The sequence below is a fragment of the Pseudomonas sp. RT6P73 genome (genome assembly GCF_054897715.1).
In genome coordinates this window covers 4,786,746-4,799,037 of the sequence record NZ_JBUBUV010000002.1, presented here as the reverse complement: position 1 = coordinate 4,799,037, position 12,292 = coordinate 4,786,746, and the positions used below count along the sequence as shown (strand labels likewise).

Here is a 12,292-nt window from a genome sequence, read left to right as displayed (position 1 = left end):
TTAAATAAGCCCACGCTTGACCAGTTCCTGATGAGCCGATAACGGGTCTTCAGCCAGGAACAAATCAGCGATCTCGGAAGTTCTTACACACAACTCGGCGTGGTGGATGCATACCGTTGGTCCGGCAATCATTTTTGGGCAACTGACGCCATTCAAAAGTTTCGGCAACTGCGAAAGATTCATGGCTTTGCTGGAGTACAGCAGTACGCCGCGGGCTTTCAGGTGATCGACCGCCAACGCGAGTTCGCCCGCCGGCAGCGGCCAGTCGAAGACTTCCACCGGGCAATCGGCGCTGCTGATCAGCCACGCGGTCAGCCACAGGCAAGGTTCCAGTGGCAGGTCCGAGTGATTGATCAACAGCAATGGCGCGGTGCGTAACTGACGATTGTTATGGTAGATGCGTGCGCCGAATTTGCTGCGCAGCCAGGAAAAGAAAAACACCCGCTCCATCTGCGCGCCGAACTGGCCCTGCCAGCGTTGTTCGAGTTCCGCCAGCAACGGCATCAGCAGTTGTTCGCACAAAGTGCGTGGCGGATACAGCGCCATGGCTTGATTGACGGTGTCATCAAGCGTGCGTTCATTGAGTTGGGTCACCGCTTGCAGCAACGTCTGGCCCAGCACCTGCCAATCGTTTTCGACGGCTTCGGTAAAGGCCTGAGGCGTGTCGAGCAGTTGCTTGACCTGGCTGACGGCCACGCCGCGATTGAGCCAGGTGAGGATCGTCAAGATTCGTTGCACGTGTTCGGCGGAGAATAGGCGATGCCCCTTGGGCGTGCGCTGGGGCACGATCAGCCCGTAGCGTCGTTCCCAGGCACGCAGGGTCACGGCGTTAACGCCGGTCTGCCGCGCCACTTCACGGATCGGCAACCAGCCTTCGTCCAGGGCTTTCTTGAAGTCATCGCCGAGGTCTTCCTGGGCGCTGGTGTCGATTGGGGTCTTCATCAGATTGTGTTTCGCAGGCTGAGGTTTTCCGGGTGCGGCTGAAGGTAAACCTGCTGCGCAATGTACGGATCCGGGTGTTGGCGGAAGTAATGTTTGAGCAGCGTCATTGGCACGACCAGGGGCACGATGCCGTGTCGGTACTGGCCGATGACGTGCTGCACTTCCTGCTTGTCTTCAGGGCTGATGACCTGTTTGAGGTAACCACTGATGTGTTGCAGCACATTGGTGTGAGTGCGACGTGTGGCACATTTTTTCAAAGCGACCATCAACTCACTGAAATAGCGCGGGCCGAGTTCGTCGGGATCGGTCTGGCCCATGTTGCCCAGCAGGTTGCCGAGGGTTTTGTATTGCACCGGGTTGTGGGCCATCAGCAGGTATTTGTAGCGCGAGTGGAAGTCCGTGAGGCCGCGTCGGGTCAGGCCTTCTTGCCGTAACTGCTGCCAGGCGCTGTAGGCGAACACGCGGGTGAGGAAGTTTTCGCGCAGCACCGGGTCGTTGAGGCGGCCAGCTTCTTCCACCGGCAAGTCGGGGTGCAAGGCGCAGAACGCCTGGGCGTAGATGCCGCGTCCACCACCGTCTACCGGCGCTCCGTTAGCGTGGTATACCTTGACCCGATCGAGGCCGCAGGAAGGGGATTTCTGCATGAAGATGTAGCCGCAGATATCGTTCAGTTCCGCGGCCATTTTCTGACCGTACTCGGCGAGCGGCCGGGTCACGTTGATCTCAGGGTGGACGGTGCCGACCGCCTCGGGATGGTCGGGGTCGCCTATCAGGCGGATCGGTTCGCGAGGAATACCCAGGCCAATGGCGACTTCAGGGCATACCGGGACGAAATCGAAATAGTCGGTGAGGGTGCGACTGCACAGCCGTGATTCCTTGTGCCCGCCGTTGTAACGCACCTCGGCCCCCATCAAGCAGGCGCTGATGGCGATTTTCGGACGGGTCGTTGGCTGTTCACGCATCGGAGCACCTCGAATCTAAACCTGTACAGAGTCGTGGCTCTGTACAACTTGATCTTCATCATAGATTCAAAGGTGTACAAGTCAAATTGTTTGTATAAGTTTTTTGCCTCTATTTCCAGCCGAGTATCCAGGCGTCGCTATCTTTCAGGGACTGCCAGGCGAAACGCTGATTGCGTTGGGTCAGCACCGCCTGCAACTCGACATCCAGCACCGTGCCGTCCTCATCGCGGAACAACTCGGTCACCAGAAAATGTTTTTCGCGGTTTTGCGGATGGGCTGCTGTCCATTTCGACAGCAGCAATTTACTCGGGGAAATGCGATTCACTGCAAGTGCTCATGCAAGCGGCGCGCAGCTTCCTGGCCGCTGAGCCAGGCGCCTTCGACGCGCCCGGACAAGCACCAGTCGCCACACACATACAGGCCCAGATCGGCATCGGCCAGGGCGCCCCATTCGTGACTGCTGGCGGGGCGTGCATAGAGCCAGCGATGCGCGAGGCTGAAGGTCGGGGCGGGCATGGCGCTGTGCAACAGCTCGGCAAATGCACCGTGCAATTGCTCGATCACCGCCTCCTTGGGCAGGTCGATATGTTGCCGACTCCAGGCACTGGTCGCATGCAGCACCCACGTGTCGAGGGTGTTGTCGCGCCCGGGTTTGCTGCGGTTGCGCGCGAGCCAGTCGAGTGGGCTGTCCTGCACGAAGCAGCCTTCCATGGGGGTATCCAGCGGTGTATCGAACGCCAGCGCTACCGCCCAGGTCGGCTCCATTTTCACCCCGGCGGCGGCCCCGGCGAGTTTCGGTGCGGAGGCCAGCAATGCAGTGGCTTGAGGCGCCGGCGTGGCAATCACCACGTGACTGAACGGACCATGGGTGAAGCCTTCGGCGTCTTGCAGGTGCCAGTGTTCTTCACCGCGATACACCTCGGTGATCCGGCAGGCGAAATGCACTTCCAGATCTCCGAGCAAGCCGCGAGTGATGGCGCTCATGCGTGGCGTACCGACCCAGCGCGTCTGTTCGTCTGGCGACAGGTTGAGTTGGCCGCCGTGGAAGGTGTAAAGCTGCGGTGTCCACTCGGCGACCCAGCCATTGGATTGCCAGCGCTGGACCTCGGTGACAAACCGACGGTCGCGGGCAGTGAAATACTGGGCGCCCATGTCCAGGGCACCCGCATCGCTGCGCTTGCTCGACATGCGTCCGCCACTGCCGCGGCTTTTGTCAAAAAGTTGAACGATATGCCCGACTTCTGTCAGGGCCTGGGCGGCTGAGAGCCCGGCGATGCCGGTGCCGATGATTGCGATAGGTAAAGTCATAGGGGCCTCGTTTACCTTTCTGTACAGACTACGCCGTGGTTTAAACCTGTACAATATTGTTTTTCGGTATAACTTTTAGCGTTCTCGATCTGACAGCTTGGCCTATTGTTAAACACAGAGCCTGCCCGATACCAAAGATCCCTGCTTATAAAAATAGACTAGTGAACAGGGTAAAACGCCACGCGAGGAAGAAGTCATGCACATATTGCTGACCGGCGGTACTGGTTTGATAGGACGTCAACTCTGCCGACACTGGTTGAGCCAAGGACATCGCCTGACAGTCTTGAGTCGCACGCCGGGAAAAGTCGCAAAAATTTGCGGTGCCCAGGTTCGAGGCGTTGCGTTGCTCGAGGACCTCGGACAAGAGCCGGTGGATGCAATTATCAATCTGGCGGGCGCGCCCATCGCTGACCGGCCATGGACCTCCAGACGCAAAGCCTTGCTCTGGAGCAGTCGCATCACCCTGACCGAGACCTTGTTGGCGTGGATCGAAACCCGTGAGCAGAAACCGCAGGTATTGATCTCGGGATCCGCCATTGGCTGGTACGGCGACAGTGGCGAGCGGGAGCTGACTGAAGCATCTCCGCCGTCCATCGATGATTTCGCCAGCCAGTTGTGCATTGCCTGGGAAGAAACCGCCCAGCGCGCCGAGGCCTTGGGCGTTCGGGTGATTCTGATTCGAACCGGGTTGGTGTTGTCCGCCGAGGGCGGCTTTTTGTCGCGGCTGTTGCTGCCGTTCAAGCTGGGACTGGGCGGGCCTCTGGGCAGTGGTCGGCAGTGGATGCCATGGATTCATATCAACGATCAAATCGCCCTGATTGATTTTCTTCTGCATCGCAACGACGCCAGCGGTCCTTATAATGCCTGCGCGCCTAAACCGGTGCGCAACAGCGAGTTCGCCAAGACCTTGGGCAGCGTGCTGCACCGCCCGGCGTTCATGCCGATGCCGGCCCTGGCCTTGAAAGTGTGCCTGGGCGAGTTGTCACTGCTGTTGCTGGGCGGCCAGAAGGCCGTACCGGCGCGCTTGCTGGAAGCGGGTTTCACTTTCCAGTTCACTGATCTGCGTGCGGCCCTGGACGATCTGTCCAGCCGCCTTTGAAATAGGACGTTGCATGACCGATCACGCATTGCTTCTGGTTAACCTGGGTTCACCGGCCTCCACATCGGTGGCGGATGTGCGCAGCTACCTCAATCAATTTCTGATGGATCCGTACGTGATCGATCTGCCATGGCCGGTGCGTCGCTTGCTGGTGTCACTGATCCTGATCAAGCGTCCGGAGCAGTCGGCCCACGCCTACGCGTCGATCTGGTGGGAGGAGGGCTCGCCGCTGGTGGTGCTCAGCCGTCGCCTGCAACAGGCCATGACCGCCCAATGGACCCACGGTCCGGTAGAGCTGGCGATGCGTTACGGCGAACCGTCGATTGAGACGAAGCTGGTTGAGCTGGCGGCGCAGGGCCACAAAAAAGTCACCCTCGCGCCGCTTTATCCACAGTTCGCTGACAGCACCGTGACCACTGTGATTGAGGAAGCCAAGCGGGTCGTGCGCGAGAAGCAGCTCGACCTGCAGTTCTCGATTCTGCAGCCGTTCTACGATCAGCCGGAATACCTTGATGCGTTGGTCGCCAGCGCCAAGCCTTACTTGCAGCAGGATTACGATCACTTGCTGCTGAGCTTCCACGGTTTGCCAGAGCGCCACCTCACCAAGCTCGATCCGACGGGCAAGCATTGCTTCAAGAATGAGGATTGCTGCAAGAATGCCTCACCAGAGGTCTTGGCCAACTGCTATCGCGCACAATGCCTGCGCACGGCGTCGGAGTTCGCCAAGCGCATGGGGCTGGCGAATGGCACGTGGTCGGTGTCGTTCCAGTCGCGTCTGGGTCGTGCGAAATGGATTGAACCCTATACCGAGGCGCGCCTCGATGAATTGGCCGGAATGGGCGTGAAGAAAGTCCTGGTCATGTGCCCGGCGTTTGTCGCCGATTGCATCGAGACGCTGGAAGAAATCGGTGATCGCGGGAAGGAATTGTTCCGCGAGGCAGGGGGAGAGGAGTTGGTGCTGGTGCCGTGCCTCAACGATGATCCGCAGTGGGCGCGGGCGTTAAATACCCTGTGTGAACGAGCGCCGTTGGCGCTTTAAAAGCTTCGCGGGCAAGCCTCGCTCCTACAGAGGCGTGTCGCTCAACATAACGACGCACTCTGTAGGAGCGAGGCTTGCCCGCGAAGGCATTCTCAAGGCTGACTACAACAACGGCTCATCCGCCTTCTTGTGCTTCCAGCTGTCATTCCCCGGCAGCAGCAGATTCAGCCCGATCGCCACCACCGCGCACAGCGCGATGCCTTTGAGGCCGAAGTCGTCCGGGCCAGTGCCGGTGCCGACCAGCACACCGCCAATCCCGAACACCAGCGTCACCGAGACAATCACCAGATTGCGCGCTTCGCCCAGGTCGATCTTGTGGCGAATCAGCGTGTTCATCCCCACCGCGGCAATCGAACCAAACAGCAGGCACAGAATCCCGCCCATCACCGGCACCGGGATGCTTTGCAGCAGCGCGCCGAACTTGCCGACGAACGCCAGGCTGATGGCGAAAATCGCCGCCCAGGTCATGATTTTCGGGTTGTAGTTCTTGGTCAGCATCACCGCGCCCGTCACTTCGGCGTACGTGGTGTTGGGCGGACCGCCGAACAGGCCCGCCGCGGTGGTGGCAATGCCATCGCCGAGCAGGGTGCGGTGCAGGCCGGGTTTCTTCAGGTAATCGCGGCCGGTCACGCTGCCGACGGCGATCACGCCGCCGATATGCTCGATGGCCGGCGCCAGGGCCACCGGAACGATGAACAGAATCGCCTGCCAGTTGAATTCCGGCGCGGTGAAGTGAGGAATCGCGAACCACGGTGCCGCGGCAATCTTCGCGGTATCCACCACGCCGAAATAGAACGCCATGGCAAAGCCGACCAGCACGCCGGAAATGATCGGCACCAGGCGGAAAATGCCTTTACCGAACACCGCGACGATCAGGGTGGTGAGCAGCGCCGGCATCGAGATCAGCATGGCGGTCTGGTAATGAATCAGCTCGGTGCCGTCGCCCGCCTTGCCCATCGCCATGTTGGCGGCAATCGGCGCCATGGCCAGGCCGATCGAAATGATCACCGGACCGATCACCACGGGTGGCAGCAGGCGATCAATGAAACCGGTGCCTTTGATCTTCACGGCCAGGCCGAGGAAGGTGTAGACGAAGCCCGCCGCCATCACGCCGCCCATGGTCGCCGCGAGGCCGAACTGGCCCTTGGCGAGAATGATCGGAGTGATGAAGGCAAAGCTCGACGCCAGGAACACCGGCACCTGACGCCCGGTGACGATCTGGAACAGAATCGTCCCCAGACCCGCGGTGAACAGCGCCACGTTCGGGTCGAGGCCGGTAATCAGCGGCATCAACACCAGGGCGCCGAAGGCCACGAACAGCATCTGTGCGCCAGACAGCACCGTGCGCCAGAGCGGATCGTTGAACTCTTGCTGCATGCTCAAGCGTCCTTCTGCTTGGTACCGAAGATCTTGTCACCGGCATCGCCCAGGCCTGGGATGATGTAACCGTGTTCGTTAAGTTTTTCGTCAATGGAGGCGGTGTAAATCATCACGTCCGGGTGAGCTTTTCCTACAGCCGCGATGCCTTCAGGCGCGGCAACCAGCACCATGGCGCGGATGTCGCGGCAACCAGCCTTTTTCAGCAGGTCGATGGTCGCAACCATGGAACTGCCGGTGGCGAGCATCGGGTCGATGATCATCGCCAGGCGTTCGTCGATTTCCGGAACCAGTTTTTCCAGGTAAGTGTGAGCTTGCAGCGTCTGTTCGTTGCGAGCCACACCGACGGCGCTGACTTTGGCGCCCGGGATCAGGCTCAGCACGCCTTCGAGCATGCCGATACCGGCGCGCAGGATTGGCACCACGGTGATTTTCTTGCCGGCGATTTTCTCGACCGACACGGTGCCGCACCAGCCTTCGATGTCGTAGGATTCCAGCGGCAGGTCTTTGGTGGCTTCATAGGTCAGCAGGGCACCGACTTCCTGAGCGAGCTCACGGAAATTCTTCGTGCTAATGTCGGCGCGGCGCATAAGGCCGAGTTTATGACGGATCAGCGGATGGCGGATCTCGAGGATGGGCATGGGAAAGGCTCCGGCGGCGGGCAAAAAAACCGGCCTAGATTAATCTATCCGAGGGTGTTGTCCTATAGACATACAGTACGTTAGTCCACAAACGCTTGATCTGGCCGTGCGGGATGCGTACCTTTGCCCGCTTTTCCTGAATCCCGCCACCCTTGGAGAGCGCCATGTCCGCTGATCTCGAGCATATCCGTCAAGTCATGCGAGAGGCTGACTGCCTGTACACCGAAGCTGAAGTCGAGGCGGCCATCGCCCGCGTCGGTGCACACATCAACGAACAGCTGGCTGACACTAACCCGGTGGTGTTCTGTGTGATGAACGGTGGCCTGATTTTCGCCGGCAAGCTGCTCACCCATCTGCAATTCCCGCTGGAAGCGTCCTACCTGCACGCCACCCGTTATCGCAACGAAACCAGCGGCGGCGATCTGTTCTGGAAAGCCAAGCCGGAAGTCTCGTTCATTGACCGTGACGTGCTGATCATCGACGACATCCTTGACGAAGGTCACACCCTGGGCGCGATCATTGACTTCTGCAAACACGCCGGCGCGCGCAAAGTGCACACCGCCGTGCTGATCGACAAGGACCACGACCGCAAGGCTCGCCCGGACCTGAAAGCCGATTTCGTCGGCCTGCCCTGCATCGACCGTTACATCTTCGGTTACGGCATGGACTACAAAGGTTACTGGCGTAACGCCAACGGGATTTTTGCTGTTAAAGGAATGTAAGAACATGACCGCGCCAAGCTTTCTTGATCAAACACTGTTCGCCGGGTTGGCCGAGAAAGCGGCGGCGAATCCTCGCGGGCGTCAGCATCACAACTTCCATCAGATGGAAGAGCCGTGCCATCGCATGGCGGTGGGTTTGCAACCAAACACGTATATCCCGCCTCACCGGCACTTGGGCGATAACAAGGCCGAAACCTTGTTGGTCCTCAAAGGCCGGCTCGGTTTGCTGATTTTCGATGAGTCCGGCGTGGTCGTGAAGAAACAAATCCTCGTAGCGGGTGGTGACTGTGTCGGCGTGGACCTGCCAAGTGGCGTATTCCATGGCCTGGTGGTGCTGGAAGCCGACAGCCTGATGTTCGAGTGCAAAGCCGGTCCTTATCGCCCGGTGGGTGAGGGTGAGCTTGCTCCGTGGGCTCCACGTGAAGGCGAGCCGGGTGTGGCCGAGTATCAGGCGTGGATGCGTGCGCAGTTTGATTAACATCCGCCTGTTGTAGGAGCGAGGCTTGCCCGCGAAGGCGGTGTATCAGTCAAACAGTTATCGACTGACACACCGCCTTCGCGGGCAAGCCTCGCTCCTACAGGGACCGTGCACACCGAATCACCTCGGTCAGCCATGCTAGAGTGCTCCGCCCCGCCCTTCGGAGCCCGTCATGAGCCTTTTGATCCGCAGTTGCGCCGCTCTGTTGCTGACTCTCAGCCTGCCACTGGCGGCCGCTCCGGCGCCGATGCACGCGCAGTTCCTGCCGCCTGACGACCTGACCCTGCGTGACGCAGAGCCCGAGCAGCAACAGCTGTTGCAGGTCACCGAGTATTCGGTGGTAATCGGCAGCCAGCGTCAGTCCAATCAGCAGCCGATTCCGGTCACTTCGCCATTACTGATCCGCCTCAAGGGCAAATCCTTGAACAAGGGCGCGACCATCAACCAGGTGCTGGTCAACTTCGATGGCGAAAGCAAAAGCCTGAAAAAGCCGATCTACGACGAAAAGAGCAAGACCCTGACGATGTTTTACCCGATGGCGCAGTACCGGGTGGTGATCGACTTGTTGCGCAATGACACGGTGTATTGCCAGTTCCTCAGCTACGCCAACGGCCATATCTGGGCCGATCTGCATACCGGGGCTGTTCGTCCGCGTTGAGCCCTGTGCCCGGGCAGGGGTAAACTGCCCGCCCGTGAAATGTCTGCGATCTGGAGTCGGCAATGCGTAAAGATAAGAAACAAGTGATTGGTGACGAGATCGGCGATGAGCAGATCAAGTTGTTTCTCGATTTCGAGCCGGTCGACGCCACTTCGCCGTCCCTGCACAAACTGATCAAGGCCTACCGTGGCCTGCGCATCGATGACTTCGAGCGTTTTCTGACATTCTTCGTCGAAGCCGGTCTGGACCTGGACGGCAAGGATGAGCACGGCAATGACTTCGTCGCCCTGATCAAGGATCAGCGAAATGCGGCGGATTACATTGAGTTGATCGAAAAAGCCCGCGGCTGAACCCGCTTTTGTAGGAGCCGGCTTGCTGCGGGCGGCTCCTACAGGATCAGATTTGTCGTGACGCGGCCATAAAAAAACGCCCCGCTCTCACTGAGAACGGGGCGTTTTTTGTGAGACCGAATCAAGCGTAGCTTTCAGTCTCGTTACTGGCTTCCACCAGTTCCAGCGCGACGTTGTTGTGCGCATTGATCTTGCGATACAGCGCAGCGTCGGTTTCCAGAACCTTTTCCCGAGCCGGGAAGATTTCCGCCAGCTTGGCAGCCCATTCACCAGAAGCCTTGTTCGGGAAGCATTTTTCGATCAGCTCAAGCATGATCGAAACAGTCACCGAAGCGCCTGGGGACGCACCGAGCAGGGCGGCAAGGGAACCGTCCTTGGCCGCGACCAGTTCGGTACCGAACTGCAGAACGCCGCCCTTTTTCGGGTCCTTCTTGATGATCTGCACCCGCTGGCCGGCCACTTCGAGGCGCCAGTCTTCGGCTTTCGCTTCAGGGTAGAAGCGACGCAGGGAATCGAGACGCTGTTCCATCGACTGCATCACTTCGCTGACCAGGTACTTGGTCAGGTCCATGTTGTTTTTCGCCACGGCCAGCATCGGGCCGATGTTGCCGGCGCGAACCGACATCGGCAGGTCCATGAAGGAGCCATGCTTGAGGAACTTGGTGGTGAAACCGGCATACGGTCCGAACAACAGGGACTTCTTGCCATCGACCACGCGGGTGTCCAGGTGCGGCACGGACATCGGTGGCGAACCCACCGCCGCCTGGCTGTAGACCTTGGCCTGGTGGTGTTTGACCACTTCCGGGTTGTCGCAACGCAGCCACTGGCCACTGATCGGGAAGCCGCCGAAGCCTTTGCTCTCTTCGATGCCCGAGGCCTGCAACAGCGGCAGTGCCGCGCCGCCTGCGCCGAGGAAGACGAACTTGGCGTCGACTTCACGGGAGTTGCCGCTGTTGACGTCCTTGATGCTGACGGTCCAGCCGCTGCCGTTACGCTTGAGGCTGGTCACGCGCTTGCAATACTTGACCTGGGCATCGGGTGCGCTGGTCAGGTGCTTGAGCAGTTGATTGGTCAGGGCGCCGAAGTTGACGTCGGTGCCGTTCATCACGCGGGTGGCCGCGACGACTTCGTCGGCTGGGCGGCCCGGCATCATCAACGGCATCCACTCGGCCATGGTGGCCTTGTCTTCGGTGTATTCCATGTCCGAAAACGCGTGGTGCTTGCTCAGGGTCTTGAAGCGTTCCTTGAGGAAGGAAACACCATCATTGCCTTGCACGAAGCTCAGGTGCGGCACCGGGCTGATGAACGTCTTGCACGAGCCGAAGGTGCCTTTTTTGGTCAGGTAGGACCAGAACTGCTTCGACACTTCAAACTGAGTGTTGATGTGCACGGCTTTCTTGATGTCGACGTTGCCGTCGCCAGCCTGCGGCGTGTAATTGAGCTCACACAGCCCGGCGTGACCGGTACCGGCGTTGTTCCACGGGTTCGAACTCTCCGCGGCACCGGAATCCATCAGCTCGACGACTTCCAGCTTGATCGCGGGGTCGAGTTCTTTGAGCAGTACGGCAAGGGTGGCACTCATGATGCCGGCCCCAACCAGTACTACGTCGACTGCTTCGTTATGCGCCATTTAACGCGTCTCCAAAATCTGCAGCACCAAATTGTCGGCATGGCTGCCAGGCGTTCCGGGGCGTGTCAGTGATGCCCCAGGTACTCATGGCCAGTGTCGCCATGTCCGAATCTTCGCAATTTTTCGCAACTTCGACGGATGCATGCGGCCGGGCCTAAAGAGTTACATGAACTCATCTCAGCGCGCGGCTGGCAATTCGACTTATGGTCGAGACATCCGTTTGTGCAACCAAATCCGTAGCGGACAGGCTTCAGGCTCCGGTGTTCGAGGCGTACTCGGGCCTGTGTCGTTGGGCTGTTTCAGACGCTAATGGTGCATGTTCAGACGCAAAACTATTCATTTGCTCGCCACACTCTTGTGAAGTTGTGAAAACCCGTTTTTTTCACGCTCTTTTGAAACGTGAACCTCAAAAAAGGGCTGTCCCAGCCTGGCACCGTGCCCGGATGGATTGCCGTCATGGGGTACATGACAGGCAAAACGGGCAAACAGCTCAGTTACCGAGCGTAATGACAGCTCTGCAGATTCGCGAAAAGTGGGTTTTTTGCTCAAGGAACAGCAAGCGCGCCAGCTTCACTCGATCTGTGTGGGCGGCTCTCTGTGGGCGGTGCGGGGTGCCAATACCGAAGCATTGACGATGCTGCGAGGCCCGATCAGGAGACGTCCTTATAATCGGGGGGAGATTGTATCTAAGAAACGCAGGGAAATGGACGTGTTTAATGACTTTTATTAGGCGTCTGGTCAGGTGGTCAACAGATGTTGCACCCGTGCACGTGGCTGGCGCTGGCTGACACGGGCGCTCGGGGGCAGGGGATGATGCAGCCAGTTGAGGCGGATTTCTTCAATTTCGACCCAGCCATCGCCCATCGGCTGGAGACTGCACTGCTTGAACGCCTGGCAGTGGCCATTGCGGTCGAGCAGGGCAAAGCTGCGGTGCAACGGACGTGGCGCGAATAGCGAGATGAGATAACGCATGGGGAAGTACCTTGTGGGTGACCTGCTGTGAAGGTTGCCAGCGAGCCGTGACGTGAAAGTGTATGGGCGATGACAGATGTGTGACACGAGGCGGTTTCTGGTGGGTTTGTAGGA

General features: G+C 59.3%; 14 protein-coding genes. 6 read left to right on the top strand and 8 right to left on the bottom strand.

Going from position 1 to position 12,292, the window contains the following annotated elements; translation table 11 throughout:
• From ACYZT6_RS22355 to ACYZT6_RS22340, 4 genes are all read right to left on the bottom strand, one after another.
• Window positions 1-942 carry a MerR family transcriptional regulator gene (locus ACYZT6_RS22355; protein ID WP_462028663.1) on the bottom strand — a complete coding sequence of 314 codons (942 nt, stop codon included), beginning with the start codon at window positions 940-942 and terminating at the stop codon, window positions 1-3.
• On the bottom strand, window positions 942-1,904 hold the full coding sequence (locus tag ACYZT6_RS22350) for a YbgA family protein (protein ID WP_462028662.1): 963 nt from the start codon (window positions 1,902-1,904) through the stop codon (window positions 942-944). Before ACYZT6_RS22350 ends, ACYZT6_RS22355 begins: the two co-directional genes overlap by 1 nt.
• A gap of 109 nt (window positions 1,905-2,013) precedes the next feature.
• Window positions 2,014-2,229 carry a TIGR02450 family Trp-rich protein gene (locus tag ACYZT6_RS22345; protein ID WP_462028661.1) on the bottom strand — a complete coding sequence of 72 codons (216 nt, stop codon included), beginning with the start codon at window positions 2,227-2,229 and terminating at the stop codon, window positions 2,014-2,016.
• Window positions 2,226-3,212 (bottom strand): NAD(P)/FAD-dependent oxidoreductase, encoded by a 987-nt coding sequence (locus tag ACYZT6_RS22340; RefSeq protein WP_462028660.1) that lies wholly within the window; start codon window positions 3,210-3,212, stop codon window positions 2,226-2,228. Before ACYZT6_RS22340 ends, ACYZT6_RS22345 begins: the two co-directional genes overlap by 4 nt.
• Window positions 3,213-3,408: 196 nt before the next feature.
• Between ACYZT6_RS22340 and ACYZT6_RS22335 the strand changes: the two genes are divergently transcribed.
• Window positions 3,409-4,311: a TIGR01777 family oxidoreductase gene (locus ACYZT6_RS22335; RefSeq protein ID WP_462028659.1), complete on the top strand. Its 903-nt coding sequence runs from the start codon at window positions 3,409-3,411 to the stop codon at window positions 4,309-4,311.
• 13 nt (window positions 4,312-4,324) lie between these two features.
• Window positions 4,325-5,350 (top strand): ferrochelatase, encoded by a 1,026-nt coding sequence (gene hemH / locus ACYZT6_RS22330; protein ID WP_462028658.1) that lies wholly within the window; start codon window positions 4,325-4,327, stop codon window positions 5,348-5,350.
• 102 nt (window positions 5,351-5,452) lie between these two features.
• On the opposite strand, the gene ACYZT6_RS22325 is transcribed toward hemH, so the two are convergent.
• Both ACYZT6_RS22325 and upp read right to left on the bottom strand, forming a co-directional pair.
• On the bottom strand, window positions 5,453-6,727 hold the full coding sequence (locus ACYZT6_RS22325) for a uracil-xanthine permease family protein (protein WP_131059474.1): 1,275 nt from the start codon (window positions 6,725-6,727) through the stop codon (window positions 5,453-5,455).
• A gap of 2 nt (window positions 6,728-6,729) precedes the next feature.
• Window positions 6,730-7,368 (bottom strand): uracil phosphoribosyltransferase, encoded by a 639-nt coding sequence (gene upp, locus ACYZT6_RS22320; RefSeq protein ID WP_461955678.1) that lies wholly within the window; start codon window positions 7,366-7,368, stop codon window positions 6,730-6,732.
• Between the two features lie 164 nt (window positions 7,369-7,532).
• Between upp and ACYZT6_RS22315 the strand changes: the two genes are divergently transcribed.
• From ACYZT6_RS22315 to ACYZT6_RS22300, 4 genes are all read left to right on the top strand, one after another.
• The gene (locus ACYZT6_RS22315) at window positions 7,533-8,090 is read left to right on the top strand and encodes a hypoxanthine-guanine phosphoribosyltransferase (RefSeq protein WP_462028657.1); all 558 of its coding nucleotides are present in this window, start codon (window positions 7,533-7,535) and stop codon (window positions 8,088-8,090) included.
• A 4-nt stretch (window positions 8,091-8,094) separates the two neighbouring features.
• On the top strand, window positions 8,095-8,568 hold the full coding sequence (locus ACYZT6_RS22310; protein WP_462028656.1) for a WbuC family cupin fold metalloprotein: 474 nt from the start codon (window positions 8,095-8,097) through the stop codon (window positions 8,566-8,568).
• A gap of 172 nt (window positions 8,569-8,740) precedes the next feature.
• A complete protein-coding gene (locus ACYZT6_RS22305; RefSeq protein WP_462028655.1) occupies window positions 8,741-9,226 on the top strand; it encodes a hypothetical protein in 486 nt (161 codons plus the stop codon).
• A gap of 62 nt (window positions 9,227-9,288) precedes the next feature.
• Window positions 9,289-9,576, top strand: coding sequence for a PA4642 family protein (locus ACYZT6_RS22300; protein ID WP_462028654.1), 288 nt, complete (start codon window positions 9,289-9,291; stop codon window positions 9,574-9,576).
• Window positions 9,577-9,697: 121 nt separating this feature from the next.
• Here ACYZT6_RS22300 and mqo read toward each other — a convergent pair whose 3' ends face one another.
• Both mqo and ACYZT6_RS22290 read right to left on the bottom strand, forming a co-directional pair.
• The gene (gene mqo, locus ACYZT6_RS22295; RefSeq protein ID WP_462028653.1) at window positions 9,698-11,206 is read right to left on the bottom strand and encodes a malate dehydrogenase (quinone); all 1,509 of its coding nucleotides are present in this window, start codon (window positions 11,204-11,206) and stop codon (window positions 9,698-9,700) included.
• Between the two features lie 738 nt (window positions 11,207-11,944).
• Entirely contained in the window at window positions 11,945-12,178 is a 234-nt protein-coding gene (locus tag ACYZT6_RS22290) for a hypothetical protein (RefSeq protein ID WP_131059469.1), read from the bottom strand.
• Between the last annotated feature and the right edge of the window lie 114 nt (window positions 12,179-12,292).

What these genes read in the sequence shown, in the direction of transcription:
- ACYZT6_RS22355 (WP_462028663.1), bottom strand. Translation starts at nt 942, where the DNA reads ATGAAGACCCCAATCGACACCAGCGCCCAGGAAGACCTCGGCGATGAC.
- ACYZT6_RS22350 (WP_462028662.1), bottom strand. Translation starts at nt 1,904, where the DNA reads ATGCGTGAACAGCCAACGACCCGTCCGAAAATCGCCATCAGCGCCTGC.
- ACYZT6_RS22340 (WP_462028660.1), bottom strand. Translation starts at nt 3,212, where the DNA reads ATGACTTTACCTATCGCAATCATCGGCACCGGCATCGCCGGGCTCTCA.
- ACYZT6_RS22335 (WP_462028659.1), top strand. Translation starts at nt 3,409, where the DNA reads ATGCACATATTGCTGACCGGCGGTACTGGTTTGATAGGACGTCAACTC.
- hemH (WP_462028658.1), top strand. Translation starts at nt 4,325, where the DNA reads ATGACCGATCACGCATTGCTTCTGGTTAACCTGGGTTCACCGGCCTCC.
- ACYZT6_RS22325 (WP_131059474.1), bottom strand. Translation starts at nt 6,727, where the DNA reads ATGCAGCAAGAGTTCAACGATCCGCTCTGGCGCACGGTGCTGTCTGGC.
- upp (WP_461955678.1), bottom strand. Translation starts at nt 7,368, where the DNA reads ATGCCCATCCTCGAGATCCGCCATCCGCTGATCCGTCATAAACTCGGC.
- ACYZT6_RS22315 (WP_462028657.1), top strand. Translation starts at nt 7,533, where the DNA reads ATGTCCGCTGATCTCGAGCATATCCGTCAAGTCATGCGAGAGGCTGAC.
- ACYZT6_RS22310 (WP_462028656.1), top strand. Translation starts at nt 8,095, where the DNA reads ATGACCGCGCCAAGCTTTCTTGATCAAACACTGTTCGCCGGGTTGGCC.
- ACYZT6_RS22305 (WP_462028655.1), top strand. Translation starts at nt 8,741, where the DNA reads ATGAGCCTTTTGATCCGCAGTTGCGCCGCTCTGTTGCTGACTCTCAGC.
- ACYZT6_RS22300 (WP_462028654.1), top strand. Translation starts at nt 9,289, where the DNA reads ATGCGTAAAGATAAGAAACAAGTGATTGGTGACGAGATCGGCGATGAG.
- mqo (WP_462028653.1), bottom strand. Translation starts at nt 11,206, where the DNA reads ATGGCGCATAACGAAGCAGTCGACGTAGTACTGGTTGGGGCCGGCATC.
- ACYZT6_RS22290 (WP_131059469.1), bottom strand. Translation starts at nt 12,178, where the DNA reads ATGCGTTATCTCATCTCGCTATTCGCGCCACGTCCGTTGCACCGCAGC.